The organism is Paenarthrobacter sp. NCHU4564 (assembly GCF_052156435.1).
GTDB lineage: Bacteria > Actinomycetota > Actinomycetes > Actinomycetales > Micrococcaceae > Arthrobacter.
The window spans coordinates 154,102-171,964 of the sequence record NZ_JBQLIS010000005.1; the positions used below are offsets into that span (position 1 = coordinate 154,102).

General features: G+C 66.1%; 10 protein-coding genes. 4 read left to right on the forward strand and 6 right to left on the reverse strand.

Translation table 11 applies throughout. From position 1 onward, the window contains the following. Nucleotides 1-3: 3 nt before the first annotated feature. Nucleotides 4-3,636 carry a transcription-repair coupling factor gene (gene mfd, locus ACSVIE_RS07490; RefSeq protein WP_442423469.1) on the reverse strand — a complete coding sequence of 1,211 codons (3,633 nt, stop codon included), beginning with the start codon at nt 3,634-3,636 and terminating at the stop codon, nt 4-6. Nucleotides 3,637-3,677: 41 nt separating this feature from the next. On the opposite strand from mfd, the gene ACSVIE_RS07495 reads away from it, so the two are divergent. The 4 genes from ACSVIE_RS07495 to nhaA all read left to right on the forward strand — a co-directional run bounded on the left by ACSVIE_RS07495 (nt 3,678) and on the right by nhaA (nt 7,493). Further along, nucleotides 3,678-5,276 carry an SDR family oxidoreductase gene (locus ACSVIE_RS07495; RefSeq protein WP_442423470.1) on the forward strand — a complete coding sequence of 533 codons (1,599 nt, stop codon included), beginning with the start codon at nt 3,678-3,680 and terminating at the stop codon, nt 5,274-5,276. 48 nt (nt 5,277-5,324) lie between these two features. Beyond that, on the forward strand, nt 5,325-5,822 hold the full coding sequence (locus ACSVIE_RS07500) for a DUF2505 domain-containing protein (RefSeq protein WP_426006586.1): 498 nt from the start codon (nt 5,325-5,327) through the stop codon (nt 5,820-5,822). A gap of 1 nt (nt 5,823) precedes the next feature. After that, nucleotides 5,824-6,045 carry an SCO4848 family membrane protein gene (locus ACSVIE_RS07505; protein ID WP_426006584.1) on the forward strand — a complete coding sequence of 74 codons (222 nt, stop codon included), beginning with the start codon at nt 5,824-5,826 and terminating at the stop codon, nt 6,043-6,045. Nucleotides 6,046-6,194: 149 nt separating this feature from the next. Then, nucleotides 6,195-7,493, forward strand: coding sequence for a Na+/H+ antiporter NhaA (gene nhaA, locus ACSVIE_RS07510; RefSeq protein ID WP_426006583.1), 1,299 nt, complete (start codon nt 6,195-6,197; stop codon nt 7,491-7,493). A 19-nt stretch (nt 7,494-7,512) separates the two neighbouring features. Here nhaA and sufU read toward each other — a convergent pair whose 3' ends face one another. The 5 genes from sufU to ACSVIE_RS07535 all read right to left on the reverse strand — a co-directional run bounded on the left by sufU (nt 7,513) and on the right by ACSVIE_RS07535 (nt 17,832). Next, a complete protein-coding gene (gene sufU / locus ACSVIE_RS07515) occupies nt 7,513-7,965 on the reverse strand; it encodes a Fe-S cluster assembly sulfur transfer protein SufU (RefSeq protein WP_426006581.1) in 453 nt (150 codons plus the stop codon). 13 nt (nt 7,966-7,978) lie between these two features. Next, the gene (locus ACSVIE_RS07520) at nt 7,979-9,304 is read right to left on the reverse strand and encodes a cysteine desulfurase (protein WP_426006579.1); all 1,326 of its coding nucleotides are present in this window, start codon (nt 9,302-9,304) and stop codon (nt 7,979-7,981) included. Between the two features lie 79 nt (nt 9,305-9,383). Continuing rightward, nucleotides 9,384-11,927, reverse strand: coding sequence for an AAA family ATPase (locus tag ACSVIE_RS07525; RefSeq protein WP_442423471.1), 2,544 nt, complete (start codon nt 11,925-11,927; stop codon nt 9,384-9,386). A gap of 452 nt (nt 11,928-12,379) precedes the next feature. Then, a complete protein-coding gene (locus tag ACSVIE_RS07530; RefSeq protein ID WP_442423472.1) occupies nt 12,380-15,040 on the reverse strand; it encodes an AAA family ATPase in 2,661 nt (886 codons plus the stop codon). Nucleotides 15,041-15,081: 41 nt separating this feature from the next. Then, nucleotides 15,082-17,832, reverse strand: a complete 2,751-nt coding sequence (locus ACSVIE_RS07535; protein ID WP_426006573.1) for a LuxR C-terminal-related transcriptional regulator — start codon at nt 17,830-17,832, stop codon at nt 15,082-15,084. Nucleotides 17,833-17,863 lie beyond the last annotated feature (31 nt).

Consider the following 17,863-nt stretch of genomic DNA (forward strand, 5'->3'; position numbering starts at 1 on the left):
AAGCTAGCCAGCCTTTACGGGTACGTCGGTGAAGATGGCCTCGATCACGCTATTGGCCCACTCGAGGATCTGGGCGTCCTGCAGGTCGCGGCCACCGATCCGGGCGGTCTTGGGCTTCGGAATGAGGACAGCGTCAAGCGCGGGCTTGACCTGCGAACCCGGGTACATGCGGTTGAGGCGCATGACTTTGGATTCAGGCAGTTGCGCTGGCGAGAAGCGGATGAAGTTGCCTTGGAGCGCGACGTCGGACAGGCCGGCTTCGCGCGCGCCCACACGGAAGCGGGCCACGGCAATGAGGTTCTGCACAGGCAGCGGCGGCTCACCGTAGCGGTCCACGAGCTCGGCCAGGACCTCGTCGATGGCCTCGTTCGTCACCGCAGCGGCCAGCTTCCGGTACGCCTCGAGCCGGAGCCGTTCGCCGGGCACATAGTCATGTGGCAGGTGCGCGTTGACGGGCAGCTCGATCTTCATTTCTGCAGCCTTTTCTTCGGCCTCGCCCCGGTACTCGGCCACAGCCTCGCCCACCAGACGGATGTAAAGGTCGAAACCCACACCCTGGATGTGGCCGGACTGCTCACCGCCGAGCAGGTTGCCTGCACCACGGATCTCCAGGTCCTTCATGGCCAACTGCATGCCGGCGCCCAATTCGTTGTGCGCCGCCACGGCCTTGAGACGCTCCAGTGCCACCTCGCCCAGCGGCTTCTCCGAGGGGTAGAGGAAGTAGGCATAGGCCCGCTCGCGGCCACGGCCCACGCGGCCACGGAGCTGGTGGAGCTGGGACAGCCCGTATTTGTCCGCGCCGTCGACGATGAGCGTGTTGGCGTTGGAGATGTCCAGGCCGGTCTCAATGATGGTGGTGCACACCAGGACGTCAAAGCGCTTCTCCCAGAAGTCCACGATGATCTTTTCCAGGCGGCTCTCGGACATCTGGCCGTGGGCCACTTCCACCCGGGCTTCGGGAACCAGTTCACGGATCTGAGCGGCAACGCGCTCGATCGAGGAGACCCGGTTGTGCACGAAGAACACCTGCCCTTCGCGCATGAGCTCACGCCGGATGGCTGCCGAGGTCTGCTTGTTGGTGAAAGGACCGACGTATGTCAGCACGGGATGGCGTTCTTCCGGCGGCGTGGCCAGGGTGGAGGTCTCGCGGATACCCGTCAGGGACATTTCCAGGGTTCGCGGGATCGGCGTGGCACTCATGGCCAGCACGTCCACGTTGGTGCGCATCTTCTTGAGCGCTTCCTTGTGCTCCACGCCGAACCGCTGCTCTTCGTCCACGATCACCAGGCCAAGGTCCTTGAACTCGAAATCCTTGGACAGCAGGCGATGGGTTCCGATCACCACATCCACGGAGCCGTTCTTGACGCCCTCCGCCGTCTCCTTTGCTTCCTTGCTGGTCTGGAAGCGGGACAGCGGCTTGACCCGCAGGGGGAAGCCGGAGAACCGCTCAGTGAAGGTCTCGTAGTGCTGCTGGGCCAGGAGGGTGGTGGGCACCAGGACCGCCACCTGTTTCCCGTCCTGGACGGCTTTGAAGGCAGCACGGACAGCGATCTCGGTCTTGCCGTAGCCCACGTCGCCGGACACCAGCCGGTCCATGGGGATTTCGCGTTCCATGTCCGCCTTGACCTCGTTGATGGTGGTCAACTGGTCCGGGGTCTCAACGTAGGGGAATGCTTCCTCGAGTTCACGCTGCCACGGGGTGTCCGGGGCGAAGGCGTGTCCGCGGGAGGCCATGCGGGCCGAGTACAGGCGGATCAGTTCGCCCGCGATTTCCTTGACGGCCTTGCGGGCCTTGGACTTGGTGCTGGCCCAGTCCGCGCCGCCCATCTTGCTCAGCGCCGGTGTATCGCCGCCGACGTAGCGGGTCACTTGGTCCAGCTGGTCCGTGGGAACGAACAGCCGGTCGCCGGGAGCGCCACGCTTGGAGGGCGCGTACTCCAGGACAAGGTACTCGCGAAGGCCCGCATCCGAGGCCGACGTTCCCGCCACCTTGCGCTGGATGAGTTCCACGAACTTGCCGATGCCGTGCTGCTCGTGGACCACGAAGTCGCCTGCGTGCAGTTGCAGCGGATCCACGGCGTTCCGCCGCTTGGACGGCATCCGGCGCATGTCCTTGGTGGAGCTTGCGGACGCGCGTCCCAGAAGGTCGGCTTCGGTGAGGAGGCCCAGTTTGAGGCCGTCCAGCACAAAGCCACGCCCGACGGCGGCACAGGTCACCTCGATGATTCCCGGCTGGGGTTCTGTGTCCAGGGAATCCACGCGGCTGCACGGAATGTCGGCGTCGTGGAACAACTCGGCGAGGCGCTGCGCGGGGCCCGGGCCATCCGTCACCACCACCACGCGCCATTGGTCACGGACCCGGCCACCGATGAAGTCCAGCATCTCCGCAACATCGCCCTGGTATCCGCGCGGCTCCCGGGCATGCAGGTTGAGGACGTCGATATCGAGGACCAGGTCCTCGTCGGAGGCCAGTGAGGTGATGGACCACCAGGACACATCGTGTGCCAGGGCAGAGGAACGGGTGTCCGTCAGGGAACGGAAACTGGCCGCATGCAGGTCCGTGGAGGCGCGGGACAACAGGGCAGTGTCAAGCGCCAAAGGCGCGGCACCGCCGTCGGACGCTGTTGACCAGGCCGCCTCAAGGAATTCTTCGTTGGTCGCCGCGAGATCGTGTGCGCGCGTGCGCACCTTCTCCGGTTCGATCACCACGGCCAATGAACCTGCCGGAAGCTGGTCCACGAACGGAACCATGGCGTCCACCAGGACCGGCGCCAAGGACTCCATGCCTTCCACGGCGATCCCACCGGCGATCTTCTCCAACATGTCCGCGGCGGCAGGCATGTCTGCCTTCAGCTTGGCCGCACGGGACATGACCGAGGGCGTGATGAGGATTTCGCGGCACGGCGGTGCATGCAGTTCGGTGGGGTGGTGGATGCCGGGGGCGGACAGCGAGCGCTGGTCGGCGACCGCGAACCAACGCATCTGGTCTACCTCGTCGCCGAAGAACTCCACGCGGATCGGGTGGTCCTCGGTGGGCGGGAAAACATCGAGGATGCCGCCGCGGACTGCGAATTCGCCGCGGTGGGTCACCATGTCCACGCGGGCGTAGGCGGCGTCGGACAGTGCCCTGACCACGTCGGTGAAGGATCGCTCCTGGCCCACCTTCAGCGTGACGGGGACGAGGTCACCCAGCCCGGCCACAATCGGCTGGACCACGGCGCGGACGGGAGCAACCACCACACGCAACGCCGCCGCCGTCGAGCTTTCCGGATGGGCCAGGCGCCGCAGGACGGAAAGCCGGCGCCCCACGGTGTCCGAACGCGGCGAAAGCCGTTCGTGCGGGAGGGTCTCCCAGCTGGGGAAGGTGGCCACTGACTCTGCCGGAAGGTAGGAGGCGAGCGCGGCGGTCAGGTCCTCGGCCTCGCGGCCGGTGGCTGTCACGGCAAGCACCACGGGGTTCTCCGGGCCGCCGGCCAGGGCATCGGCCATTTCAGCGAGCAGGACAGACCGCATGCCCGTCGGCGCGCTGATCTGGTAGTCCGTGCTGCGCGACGCGAAAGGCCGCCCAGCCTCTGTCCGGACGCGCGCAAAAGTCTTGTCCTCCGCCAACGCGCGGCGCAGACCGTTGAGGCTCATGGCTGAAACTCCTAGGGTGGGTCCAAGGGCAGGCAACACAAATGCCCGGAAATTCAAACGAATTGCCGGGTCATTCCAGCCTACCCCTCCCTCCGGCCCCAGGAGTTCCCTTGCAGCCAACCGAAGGAAAGCGGTCCCGCACAGTGCAGCAGCCCAGAACAGTCCTCGTCACCGGAGCCACCGGCTATATCGGAGGCCGGCTGGTGCCCCGGCTCCTGGAGGCCGGCCATCGTGTCAAGGTGGTGGTCAGGACGCCTCAGAAAATCGCCGACGTGCCGTGGCGGCAGGATGTGGAGGTGATCCAGGACTCGTTGTCGGACGGCGCCGCCCTGGAAAAGGCACTGGCGGACGTGGAGGTGCTGTATTACCTGGTGCATTCCATGGCCTCCGGCAGCGGGTTCGAGGCGAAGGAAGAGTCCATGGCCATGTTGGTCGCCTCCGCGGCTGCGGCGGCGAAGGTGGACAGGATCGTGTATCTGGGCGGGCTGCATCCTGACGATGCCCTGCTGTCAACGCACATGCGCTCCCGGGAAAAGGTGGGCCGGGTGTTCCTCGACTCCGGGGTGGACTCGATCGTGTTCCAGGCCGGCGTGGTGATCGGGTCCGGCTCTGCGTCGTTCGAGATGATCCGCCATCTGGCTGACACCCTGCCCGTGATGCCGGCACCCAGTTGGGTCAACAACCGGATCGAAGCCATAGCCGTCCGGGACGTCCTGCACTACCTCGTTGCGGCTGCCACGCTCCCGGACCGCCTCAACCGGACCTTCGACATCGGTTCCCGTGACGTCCTGAAATACAAGGACATGATGAACGAGTACGCAGTGGAACGCGGTTTGCCCCGCCGGCTGGTCATCGCCTTGCCGGTGCCTGCGCCCAAGCTGGCCGGGCTCTGGGTTGCGTTGGTGACGCCCATCCCGTTGTCCATGTCCTTGCCGCTGGTCCAGTCGTTGCAGCACGACGCTGTGTCGCGGGAGCACGACGTCGACCGTTACATTCCCCGGCCCGACGGCGGCCTGACGCCCTACCGCCGCGCTGTCGCCCTGGCGCTCGGCAAGGAACGCGACGGCCAGGTGGAGACCACCTGGGCCAATGCCGGCATTGACGCCGATCCTCTGCCGAGCGACCCCGACTGGGCCGGCTACAAGGTCTACACGGACACCCGCACGTTCCACAGCACAGCCCGGCCGGAGCACGTATGGACCGTGATCGAGGGCATTGGCGGGAAAAACGGTTGGTACTCGCTGCCGCTGGCGTGGCGGGTGCGGGGGTGGCTGGACAAGCTCCAGGGCGGTGCGGGCCTGCTGCGCGGACGCCGCCACCCCAAGACGCTCGGCACGGGCGAGGTGGTGGACTGGTGGCGCGTGGAGGCCATCGACCGGGGGCACCTGCTGCGGTTGCGGGCGGAGATGCGCGCGCCCGGGCGCGCCTGGCTCGAGTTGGCAGTGGAGCCCGACGGCGGCGGGAGCCTCTACAAGCAACGCGCCATTTTCTTCCCCCGCGGTTTGGGCGGAAGACTGTACTGGCTTGGTGTCTATCCGTTTCACGGCGTCATTTTCCCATCCATGGCACGGAACATTTCCGCCGCTGCCATCACCCTGCAGGAAGCTGCCGGTTCAGAGGTCGCCAAGGACACCCCGTAGGATGTTGGGAGCTAAAAGAGCTCCATAACCCCAATCCACGGAGGACCCATGGCCCTGAGTGCATCCACCACCCTGCCGCACAGCGTAGACCGCGTCACCGCCGTATTCGTCAACGAGGACTTCCTGCGCCACACGAGCGAACTGGTGGGCGGCTCCCTGGAATCGTTCACGATCGACGGCGACACCGCCGGCGCCTTCAGCACCACCACCGTCCGCACGCTTCCCACGACGCGCCTTCCGGATATTGCGCGCAAGTTCGTCGGCGAGAGCCTCACGGTCACCCAGACCGAGCAGTGGGAAGCCCCCGCTGCCGACGGTTCGCGTGCCAGCACGATCGCCCTCAAGGTGGCCGGCGCACCGTTGGACGTCACCGCGGTCCAGCGCCTCGTGGCCGAGGGTGGCAGCACCCGCATCGAGCTCGAAGGCAACGTCAAGTCTTCGGTGCCGTTCCTCGGCGGCAAGATCGCCGATGCCGCGGAGCCGATGGTGGGCAAGGCCCTGAACATCCAGTCGCAGCAGGCCCAGGCCTGGCTCGAAAGCCACTAGCGTGGACATTCCCGCGATCCTGGCGGTCATCCTGATCATTGCGGGTGTGTGGTCGCTGGTCGTGTGGCCGCAGTTCCTCAAGCGCGTCATGAAGGACCCGCGCGCCCGCGACGCAGCCGGCAAGGCGACGAAGTTCCTGACCGTGCACGTGGTCCTGGTGACCATCTCCATGGTGCTGGGCCTCGCGACGGCTGTCATCGGCGTCGCAGGCCTCCTCGCCTGACCCCTCACCCAACTGGGTCGCAGTAGAGCGCGTTTTGACCGTTCATAACGCGCTCTACTGCTACTTACTTGGGTAAGATGGGTGTTGGTGTGCCGGGAAGTCTGGTCGGCGGAGTCATTGTGATACCCCGAACCAGCCAAGGAGCCCGCATGGCCGAACCCAGCACACCCAGCAAGATCTTCGCCCGTTCCAGCTATCCCGAGTACCGCCGCATCCTTGCGATCCTGCGGACGGAGACAGTAGGCGGGGCCCTCCTCCTTGCAGCAACTGTCGTGGCGCTGGTCTGGGCCAACTCCCCCGCTGCCGGCTCGTACTTCGGGCTGCGCGACCTCAAGGCCGGCTACGAACCCTGGCACCTGGACCTCAGCCTGGGCCACTGGGCCTCCGATGGGCTGCTTGCAGTCTTTTTCTTCCTGGCGGGCCTTGAACTCAAACGTGAATTCGTTGCCGGGGAACTCCGCAAACCCGCACGTGCCGTGGTCCCGGTGGCAGCGGCCGTGGGCGGCGTCATGGTCCCGGCGCTCATCTATGTACTGTTCAACCTCGGCTCGGGACCGGAGACCCTCAAAGGCTGGGCCATCCCCACGGCAACGGACATCGCCTTCGCCTTGGCCGTCCTCGCAGTCATCAACACGCATCTCCCAGCCGCCCTGCGGACGTTCCTGCTCACCCTCGCCGTGGTCGATGACCTCATCGCGATCGGCATCATCGCCTTCTTCTACTCCTCCGGCCTCCAGCCGCTCATGCTTTTGGCCGCGCTGGTGCCACTGGGGATCTTCACCTTCCTGGTGCAGAAGCGCATCCGCAACTGGTATCTGCTGCTCCCCCTGGCCCTGGCCACCTGGGCACTCGTCCATGCTTCCGGGATCCATGCCACGGTGGCCGGAGTGCTGCTGGGGTTCGCCGTCCCGGTCTTTGCCAGCGGAAGGAAAGGCGAGCCCGCCGAAGGACTCGCCGAGTACTTCGAGCACCGACTGCGCCCCTTCTCCGCAGGATTCGCTGTTCCCGTCTTTGCCTTCTTCTCGGCCGGCGTTGCCCTGGGCGGCGCGGAGGGCATGGCATCGGCACTCCGCGACCCCGTAGCGTTGGGGGTTGTGGCAGCTCTCGTGGTGGGCAAGGCCGTGGGCGTCTTCGGCACCACGTTCCTGATCACCAAGTCCACCCGCGCCAGCCTGGACTCAAGCATCGCCTGGATAGACCTCTTCGGCCTGGCACTCCTTGCCGGCATCGGTTTCACGGTGTCCCTGCTGATCGGCGAGCTGAGCTTCGGTGCCGGTTCGTCCCACAACGACCACGCCAAGGTGGCCATCCTGGCAGGTTCCCTGCTTTCGGCGCTGCTGGCCGCCGTCGTGCTTAAGGCCCGCAACCGGCACTACCGGCAGGTGGCGGCTGAGGAAGTACGGGATGACGACGGCGACGGCGTACCTGACGTTTTCAGCCGCACCTGAGTCCGCGTCGGGAGGGCGGCTAGGCTGTGGCCTGCTTCAGTGCGTCCTCGGCGGCAACCCAGGAGATCATGGCGCATTTGACCCGGGCGGCGTAGCGGGCCACACCCTCGAACGCGGCCGCGTCGCCCAGGATTTCAGGGTCGGCCGGGACCTTGCCCCGGGATCGCAGGACCTCGCGGAAGTTCTCAATTACGGCCTGCAGTTCATCAACGGCCATGCCCTCGCCCATCTCGCTGAGCACGGACGCCGACGCCATGGAGATCGAGCACCCCGCTCCGTCCCAGCTGATCTGCTGCACGGTCCCGTCTGCTACGGCCAGGCGCAGGGTGACCTCATCGCCGCAGACCGGGTTCAACTGGTGGGACTGGCCCGTGGCCGCTCCGGACGGTGCCGGGGTGCCTGCCAGGCCGCTGCCGTGGCGTTGCTTGGAGTGGTCCAGGATGATCTGCTGGTACAGCTGGTCAAGACTCATGGGGTTCTGCCTTTCAGGCCTGGAAGTACGCCCGCACGCCGGAGACGGCGTCGAGGAAAACGTCGACGTCGTCCGTGGTGTTGTACAGGTAGGTGCTGGCACGGGTAGTGGCCGTCAGCCCCAGCCGGCGGTGCAGAGGCTGCGCGCAGTGGTGGCCCACACGGACAGCGATGCCGCGGTCGTCCAGGAACTGTCCGACGTCATGGGCATGGACGCCGGCGACGTCGAAGGCGGCCAGGCCAATCCGTTCAGCGCCGGATGCCGGACCCAGGACACGAACGCCGTCGATGCTCTCCAGGCCGGCGACCAGGCGCTGTCCCAACGTTGTTTCCCAGGCGTGGATCCGGTCTACACCGGTTTCCGTCAAATAGTTCACCGCTGCGGCGAGGGCAACAGCCTGGGAAATCCGCTGTGTCCCGGCTTCGAAACGCTGCGGTGCCGGCAGGTATTCGGCACGGTCCATGGTGACCGTGGTGATCATGGAACCGCCGGTCAGGAAAGGCGGCAGGACATCCAGGAGGTCCTGCTTCCCGTACAGGACGCCAACGCCCGTGGGAGCCAGCATCTTATGGCCGGAGAACACGGCGAAGTCGACGTCCAGGTCCTTGACGTTGACGGGCAGGTGAGGGGCGGACTGGCAGGCGTCCAGCACTACCAGTGCCCCCACCTTGCGGGCCAGTGCCACAAGCTCCGGCACGGGATTGATGGTGCCCAACACATTTGAGGCATGCGTAAAGGCCAGCAAGCGGGTGCGCTCCCCCACGATCGTGGCTGCCGCATCCAGTTGCAGTGCACCCTGGTCTGTGATGGGGATGTATTTCAGGGTGGCTCCTGTGCGGAAGGCCAGTTCCTGCCACGGAATGAGGTTGGCGTGGTGTTCCATCTCCGTCACCACGATCTCGTCGCCCGGACCGATCGCGAGGTCCTTCAGGGCGGCAGCACCCCGTCCCTGCGCGGCCCATAGCGCCGCGTTGGACAGGGCATAGCTGATCAGGTTGAGGCCCTCCGTGGCATTGGATGTCCACACGGTTTCCTCATACTGCGCACCTATGAAGTCCGCCACCGTCTGACGGGCGTTCTCGAAGGCATCCGTGGCTTCCACGGCAAGGTGGTGGGCTCCACGGTGGACCGCGGCATTGCGTTGTTCGTAGAACTCCTGCTCGGCTTCGATGACGCTCAGCGGGTTCTGCGACGTTGCGCCTGAGTCCAGATACACCAGGGGCTTCCCATGGACCAACTGGTCCAGCACGGGGAAGTCGTTCCGGATCCGCAGGACCTCCGCATTGTCCATGGCATGCACGGACGGCTGCAGTGACGCGGGAGTTGATACGACGGTCAAGGGGCGCTCCTTGGGAATCCTTCAGGGACAATCAATTATCCCACGCCCGGCTGTTCCGCCCGATGTGCCATTGCCCACGTCAGCAGCGTGCAGTGCCCGGCTGCCATCCCAACGGTGGAACGGCTTCACTGCCGAATGCGTTCCGGAGCCGCTCCAGCAAGAGGGTGACCCGGCGGCTTGCAGCGGTGCGGGTCCGGGACTCGTAGCCCGTGGCCGCCCGGGAATAGCAAAGGGCCGCTTCCGCGAAAAGCCTGTTAGCTGAGAGGCTGCGTCCTGCAGCCTCAAGAACCTTGGGATCATCGGCCAGCAGCGCCGTGGCGAACAACCGTGTAGCTTCGCCCTGCGGCCCTCCCAGCGCACCGCCCAGTTCCGCCAGCCGCTGCAGGAAGGAATTCCCGATGCCGGTACCGCTTGCGTTCAGTGCCAACAGGGACAAAGCCGACGCCTCCATCAACGGGGCCCGTCCCGATTGGAAAATGTGCGCCAGATCCAGGAGGGTGCCCGGATCGCCGGATGATGCAGCCAGGGCCGCAGCCCGGTACAACGCCGTTGCCTGCTGCAGGAGCCCCCCGGCGGGCTCCGCCTGTTCATCGGGCACCTTCCGGATCCGGTCCCCCGCCTGGGCAGCATCACCGGCGCATGCCTCGGAGTAGGCCAGCAGGACCGATGCCAGTGCGTGGACGGGCGGCAGGCCGGCGTCGTGAAGTTCAGCAACAACCGGTTCCAAAATCTGCCGCGCAGCCCCGGGCAGTCCCTGGCTGATGCGCGCGTACCCCCGGGCAACCTCCAGGCTCCACGCCATGTGCGCCGGTACGGCGTAATCCCAGGGACAAGCGGACGCTTGGTCCAGTTGGTCCCACGCCAGTTCGCTGCGGAGGCACATCATGTGCCGCAGCAGGGCACCGGGCCGGAAAACCTCCAGGTCCGGGTCTCCGTCAATCAACGACATCGCTGCAGTGGACGCGGCCAACGCGGCCGTGGCATCGCCTGACGGAAGCAGGCGCTCGGCACTGTGTATCCTTTCCACGACCATCATGCCGGGGTCATCCCCGCCCAGCCCGGACCCGCCGTCGGATTCCCGCGTTTCCGTACCGGCAGATCCTTGGCCATTCACCGGCCAGCCTGGACGTGCTCCTCCAAGAAGATCCAGCGCCATAAGCCGGTGCCTGGCATCAACCTGGACTGCTGCGACGGGCCCCGGGACTGCCAGTCGCTGCAATTCGGAAGCTGCTTTTTTCAGAAGGCCTTCGGCCACAAGCGCCCTGGCCTTGATCAGCCGGGCTTCGTCGCGGTGTTCCGGATCGCTGACACCTTCGGCTGCCCGCAACGCCAGCGCAGCCGTGGCCGGTTGGTCGGCGGCGGGGGCCGCGGAAAGGATCAGGTCATCGGACACGCTCAGTCCTGCATCCAGGGTCCAGGCCATCCAGCGGACCATGGCAGGGGCGGACTCCCTGGTCACCGCGGGCTGGGTGATACCGAGCCGGAGGGCCCTGCTCCTGGAAGGGGGAACCGACAACCGCGTGCCCTCGCCACGAAGCCACGAATGCGTCCTGACCTGGAACGGCTTACCCGGCAGCAAGCGGATGCAGCGCAGGGACAGCAGGTGTTCCACCGGCTTCTGACCGAAGCTGCGTTCCACGATGTCCAACTCCAAAGGCTCGGCGAGAGCGATCAACTCCAGCGCATGGCGTTCGTCTGCCGGCAGGAGCGCATTTTCGCCCTGTACGTAGTGCGTCACCCGTGGCCAGGAACACCGGGCCCCCAGATCCACCGTCCAGTATCCGTCGTGCCGGACCAGCAGGCCGGACCGGCGGGCGTCCTCCACCGCAAGGCACATCAGGCCCACGTTGAAGCCACTGATCGCCGCCAGCAAGGCACTGGTGCGCCGTTGGACCTTCCCGCCAAGAACGTCCCCGCACAGGGTGTGGGCTTCCGCGAACGTAAGCGGCGGCAGGAAGTACTGCTCCAGGAAACCGTCCTCCCATAGCTGGTAGAGGTCCTGGGGCAGGGGCCTGTGGCTGTCCGCTGTTGCCACCAGCGTGGCCCCGAAGCCGGGAAGAAGCTGGAGCAGGACGGCCAGGGAAGACGGATCCACGAACTGGATATCATCCACCAGCAGCACCAACGGCCGCCGGGTCGGCGGCACCGCCGGGCGCCTTCCCCGGCGCCGTCCCGGAGGTGGGGTGTAGAGGTGTTCGGCCGGGCCCAAGGTTCGGGTGAAAGCGCGGAGGATGCCGAGCCCGGGATGCCCCGAAGGATCGTTGTCGGGAGGGGGTCCGGCGTCTGCTTCCATGGCTGCGGCCGCGGCTGCGAGAGTGGCGTAGCTGGTGTTTTCCTGTCCTGCTTTGCCGGCAAAAGTCCGGACGTCAATGGTGTCCGGGAGTCCTGATTTGATGGCCAGCAGCAAATGGCTCTTGCCCGATCCCCTGTCCCCGGTAACTACGATGCCGTTGGTTGAGGGTGACGGGATGGCGGCGAGGATAAGCTCCAGCAGTTGCTGACGGTCGGGAAATGGTGTCGGGCTCAGTCCGGCTGAGACGGTCTCTTCGTCCAGCCAGGGGTCCGGCAGCATGCACACTCCAAAAGCAGCAGTCCCTTGATCCGGGAGGTTGATCGGTTCCACGATTGCGGTTTCCCTGGCCTGGAAGCCGGCGACGGCTGGGGGGAGAGTCTCGGTCTCAGAAGACTCTGTCGCCGCCGGCTTCGTCCAGGGGCCGGACCGCCTTTCAGCGGCCGGAGCATCGGCTCAAAGAGACCACCGATGCGGTGTTGCGTTGGTGGAGATCCGGCGATGCTTGGGGCTGACCGTCCTTCCAAGAAACAGTTAACCGCCCGGCGAAAACCGGGGCACCAGTAGTTGGTACTCGATTAGTTCCAGCGCTTTTGGGTGCCGGCACTCGCTGGTACTCAGTCACTCATGGCGGCGCTACTTGGTCCCACGACGGACAGGCGGGGCATTACTCCAGTGTTTGGTGGTATCTCCGATCGCATCGGACACCACGTAGCCGGGGCATGCCTGTCAGCGGTACTTGGCGGGCTACCCACGGGTGTCCGCCAGTTATCTCCAGTTGCCCGCTAGTTGCGGACGGCAGCTCCAAGATCTTCCCTGCGCCGGATTCCCAGCTTTGCGTAACTGCGGTAGAGATGGCCCTCCACTGTGCGCACGGACACCATGAGCTTCTCCGCGATTTGCCGGTCGGTCAGTCCCGACACCGCGAGCGCCACGATGTCCTGTTCACGCCGGGTCAGCGGCACGGACCGGTCGACTTCCGTGTGGGGGTCCCGGGCCACGGAGTCGCCAAGGCTGGCTTCGCTGACGTCCCGCAGCACAGCCGCCTGGCGGGCTTCCGGGCGTTTCCCTTCGGCATCGAAAGCGAGCGCCGCTTTATCGAAGGCAACCGCCGCCGGACCCGGCATTCCGCCGGCCGCCAGCAGGTTGCCTGCATTCACCAGGTCGTCCCCGGCCCCGTCCGCCTGGGCCGTGGCCAGCGACAGCCAGCCACCCGCCCAAGTCCCTGCCATGTCCGAGGCAGTCTCCCGGATCTCGTCCATTGCCTGCTGGTCGCCGAGTTCGGCCCGGAGGACCAGGTTCTGCAGCAGCACGCCGGAGAGGTGGTGCATGGGGGCGCTTCCAGGCAAGGTCCGGAGTCTTTCCAGGCCGGTGCCCCTTTGCAGGTGCTCGTGGCCGGCCAGCGTGAAAAGCTCGGCCAGGGCTTCAACATAGGCACCGCCGGCGGCGGGGACCTCGGGTTCGCCCGCCAACCGCAGGGCCAGTTCTGTGTTGCCCGAACGGGCGGCAGCGTAATAGGCCAGGGCGTTTCCTAGCCGGCGGAGGCGTTGCGGGTCCTTCACCCGCAACGCCTCCACCGCCGGCGTCAACTGGGCGCTGGCCTGTTCCAAGCGCCCTTGCCGCAGGAACGACAACCCCTTGAGTGCCTGGATGTCGCCGCCGAAGGTGATCAGCCCCATGGCCGAGCTAGCGGCATAACGGTTCAAGGCGCCCTCGGCCGCTGCCCACTCGCCGACTTCCAGGGCGGCCAAGGCATAGCGGACCATGATGAAGTCGCTGAAGTACAGGAGGTCGTCGTGGTGTTCGTCAAGGAGCACCAACGCTTCCCGACCTTTGTCGAGCGCCGCGACGGCCTGGCCCTCAACGGTCAGGAGCTCACACTCCATGGCCAGCAGGAACAGGCGGTTCATGACGAAGTCGGGCTGCCCGGGTTCCAGGCCGGCAGCGAAAGTCTCCAGGCCCCGGCCCAGTTCCCGGTACTGGCCGTCGTTGGCCAGGGCCGCAAGTTCCAGGGCGTCGGTGTGCCGATGGAGTTGCGACAGGACAGGATCGTCATCCGAACGCCCCTCGGCCCTCAGGGCAGCAGCCGACCGGGCATCGGCCACGATGTCCGCGGCGGAGTCGCCCAGGGCCGCCCGGGCCGCCGCCCACAGGAGCCCCGCACCCAGCGGACCGGTGGGATCCACGTCCAGGAACCCCGCTTGTTCCTCAAGCAGCCGCGCAGCAGTGCGGTAGTCGCCGTCGTTGTAGTTGACCATGGCCAGCACAGCACGGGCGCGCGGCCGCAGGGCCTCGGAACGCACCTTGTCCGCCGCGGCGCGGGCCAGCGGGTTCTGGAGCAGCTTGGCCGCAAGGAAGGCCGCTTGCAGAAGCTGTTCATCCTCGACGTCGGCACCACAGTCCAGCGCCCAGCTCACCATGCGGAGCAGGCCCTCAGCGGTGGCGGGTTCGGCGCCCAGGTGCTGCACCATCCGCTGGCGGATCTGAAGGCTGCGGGCGGGCGATACGATCTGCCGCAAGGCCTCACCGTACATGGGATGCCACATTTTCAGCGCGCTGCCGGGGCCATTCGTGGACACCACCAAACGGCTGTCCATGAGCGACCTGACGGTGTCCCTCCCCACCAGGGCATCCAGCACCGCGGTAGGAACCGGTTCGGAAAGGGCCACGACATACATGGCTTCCCGCTCAGCGTCGCTGGTGCGGAGCACTTTGTTGCGGACCACCTCCGCGAGCCCTTCGCCGCTGCCGGACAGGGCCCTGGTGAGGAACCAGACGCTGTTGCGGCGCACCAGGTTGCCGTCTGCCTTGGAATCGTCCAGCAGACAACGGAGGAGCAGCGGATTCCCTTCGGAGACGGAGTGGAGGACGTCTACCGTACTGGCCATGACCGTGCCGCCCAGCATCATCTCAGCCAGCTGCGCAGCGGTTTCGCGTTCCAGGGGGTGCAGTTCGATGCGTTCGGCCAAGCCGTCGTACCAGAGCTGAAGCAAGGCGGCGGGCAGTCCCGGCCTGGGCCTGCTGGTGGCCACCAGCCGCGCCCACCCGGCCGATACCAGTTCGGCGAGGATCTGGGTGCTGCCCTCGTCGAGGTCGTGGGCGTCATCAACCACCAGGAGCAGCCTTGCTCCCTCACCGCCGCGTCGCTTCTCGAACTGGGCCCAGAACTCCCTCAGGATCGCCACCGGGGACGTGGCCTGCTCCACCGGAAGGTCCAGCAGGTAGGGTGCCAGCACGCCGTACGGTACCGCCGACAGGGCCGGACTGCCGTGGACGCGCATCACCACCATTTCGTGGGACAAGCGGGCGGCTATTTCCGCAGCCATGGCGGTTTTACCCACGCCGGGGTCGGCGATGAGCAGGACCGCCCCCGCTCCGTCCTGGCGCAATATTCCGGTAGCGAGGTCCAGTTCGGCCTCACGGCCCACAAGGTGGTCAGCTTGCATGGGCACCCCGAACCGCGCCATAGGAGGTCAGGGCCGCCACCTCACAGGAGTCCGTTGAGTTCGCCCCGGGACGATACGCCGAGCTTGGTGAAGACTTGGTAAAGGTGACCTTCCACAGTACGCACAGACACCCCAATATCCATTGCGATTTCACGGTTGCTGATACCCTTTCCGGCAAGTTTGGCGATCTGCCGTTCACGCTCAGTCAGGACCGGGGCGTCGCTCCGTGGTTGGATGGGCAACGCCGACACTGACTGTTCCAGCCGTTCAAGCCGCAACTGGGCCGTCCTGGCTGCCGTTGTTTCCCCGGCGTCCCGGGCAAAATCGAGGGCCATGGCCACACAGCGGGCCTCCACCACCAGCAGTTCCATGGCAGCGGCAGCGTCCGCCGCCGCAAGGAGGGACCGGGAGCTGCGGGTCAGGGATCCGCGGGCCAGGTCGCCTGAGATCCGAGCCAAGGGGCCTTGCCTCTTGCCCGCGATCTCTTCCAAAAGCCGGTACTCGGCATCGCTTCCTTCCACGGTGGCACCAAAGAGGCAGATGCCCGCCGTCGTGTACCGTTGCTTGTCCACATCCTGCAGGGCCTTGGCGAACAAGCGCTGCTTGACCTCCGGGTCACCCATCCAGCGGCCGGCCATGTCGGCGCAGAACTCCGCGACCGATTCCGCGAAGAACGTACCCACACCACGGCAGGTGCGGAACAGGTCGAGATACCTGGCCGCTTCCAGCGGGTTTCCCAGCTGGGCATAGGCAAACGCGGTGGCGGCGTAGGCCACTTTGACCATATTCATGGCCGGACGGAGTTCGAACTGCGCCACCGCCGAACGCAGCGGTTCGATGGCGGAAGACGGCTTGCCCGCGTAGGCGTAAGCAAGGCCAATCCCCAGTTCGGTGATGGCACCCCGGTACTGCAACCGTGACGGGGTGGACGGCGCCCGGCGCATCAGTTCAATGCATTTGCGCCACTGGCCGGACAACAGCAGCACCAGATACGCGTGCCGGGCAAAAGCTTCTTCGAGTTGGGGGGTCCGGTCGGTCGCGTTCATTTGGCGCGAAACAGACCGTGCCAGGTCCTGGGCGTCCAGCTCCCTGCCGACCATGCAGCGGGCTTCAATGAGGTAGCACGCCGACCTGAGCCAGTGTTCCCTGTCCTCGCCAGGGCCCTTGGCCAGTTCCGCTTCCAATGCATCCAGCATGCCGGCGTACTCACCGAGGTAGGTCTGGTAGTCGTAGTTGCAAAGGTCCAGGCGGTTGCGTGCCCGGGTGATGATGTGAAGTTTGTTGGTGGTCCCGTTCCCAGGGGCTGCGGCCCGTGCGTCCAACGCCTCACGGGCCGCCGCAATGACCCCTGGCACCAAACCGGACCGGCCATCGATCCAGGTCATGGCCTGGCATTTGGCAGCCGTCACCTCGGCGAACTCCAACGGGTCGGCGGCAGCCAGCAAAGCTTCCGGGATCTCGTCCAGCGCTTGGGCTGCGTGCAGGGGCAGGTCCAGCATCAGGTAGGCGGACGCCTTGACCCGCTGCCCGGGAATCCATTGCGGATCCTTCTGGTCCAGGGACAGCGTGCATTGGATCGCGAAGTTGGGATCGTAGTCATCAAGTGCCGCCCTGCCTGCGGCAAGTGCGTGGGCCGGAGAAGGTGCCGGTTCGTCCTCGCACGCGTGCATCCAGGCCGCATAGCTCAGCAGGTCCCGGGGAGCCAAGCCCTGGAGCTCGGGTTCCTTGGGGCCCAGCAGCATCAGGCGGAGTTCACGGCGCCTGCGGGTGCCAAGCCATCCCCGGACGACTTCCCCCACGTACGGATCGCGGAGGGAAACCCAGTGCTCACCCGCCCGGTCCACCGTGACGAGGCCGCCTTCTTCCATCTCCACCAGCACCTCGGCGCCGAAGATCGCTGCCAGGTCCACCAGGGTGGCGCGCTGGGCGCAGGCCAGAATTTCGACGACGGTCCGGCTGGCCTGCGACTCGCGCGCCAGCCGGGAGCGCACAAAATCCTCCACCACCGTGGCGCCTTCGAGCTTGACCCTGTCCCGCAGCGTCCATACGGAATCGTTCAGCACCAGGTTGCCGGAGTGGCGCTGTTCATCAAGCAAAGCGTGCAGCAGCATGGGGTTGCCGCCCACCGCTGCGTGCAACGACCCCACCAGCGTGGATGACACGTAATGCCCCAGAACCGAGCCCAGCACCTGCTTGGTCTGTTCCTCGGTCAGGGTATTGAGGTGGACCTCCCCCAGTTGCTCCTCCAGGACCAGGCGGTGGAAGTCCTCCGGCAGATCGCTGGCCCGTTGCACCGTGGCAATCATCTTGGCCGTTCCGGTGGCCATGAGGTTAAGCAGGACACCGGTGCTCATGGGGTCCATGCCCCCGGCGTTGTCCACGATGAACACCGCTTGGCGGCCACCGGCTTCTGCCCGGATCAGGGACGTCACTGCATGCAGGATGCCCGTGGGCGAACTGACGGCTTCGGACGGCAGCCGGGCCAGGAGGAAGCCAAGGCATCCGTAGGGCGTCTGGCCGTTGGCTACCGTGTTGCGCAGTTGAAGGCTGTGGACTTTGGGGCCAAGGGAAGCGACCACCGACCGGGCCAGCCCCGACTTGCCGATGCCCCGTTCACCGGTGAGCACCACGCCGTAGGAACCGGGTGACTCCAGGAACCTGCTGGCCCGCGAAAGATCGTGGCTTCTTGCCAGGAGGGACCATGTCTGCCTGTCTGAAGCCCCGCCCACAAGCTCCGGGGCCGCGGCCCTTGCCGCGCCTCCCCCGCTCCTGTTTAGCAACTCCGCCGACATCTGCATCCTTAGCTACACATTCGCGACAGTC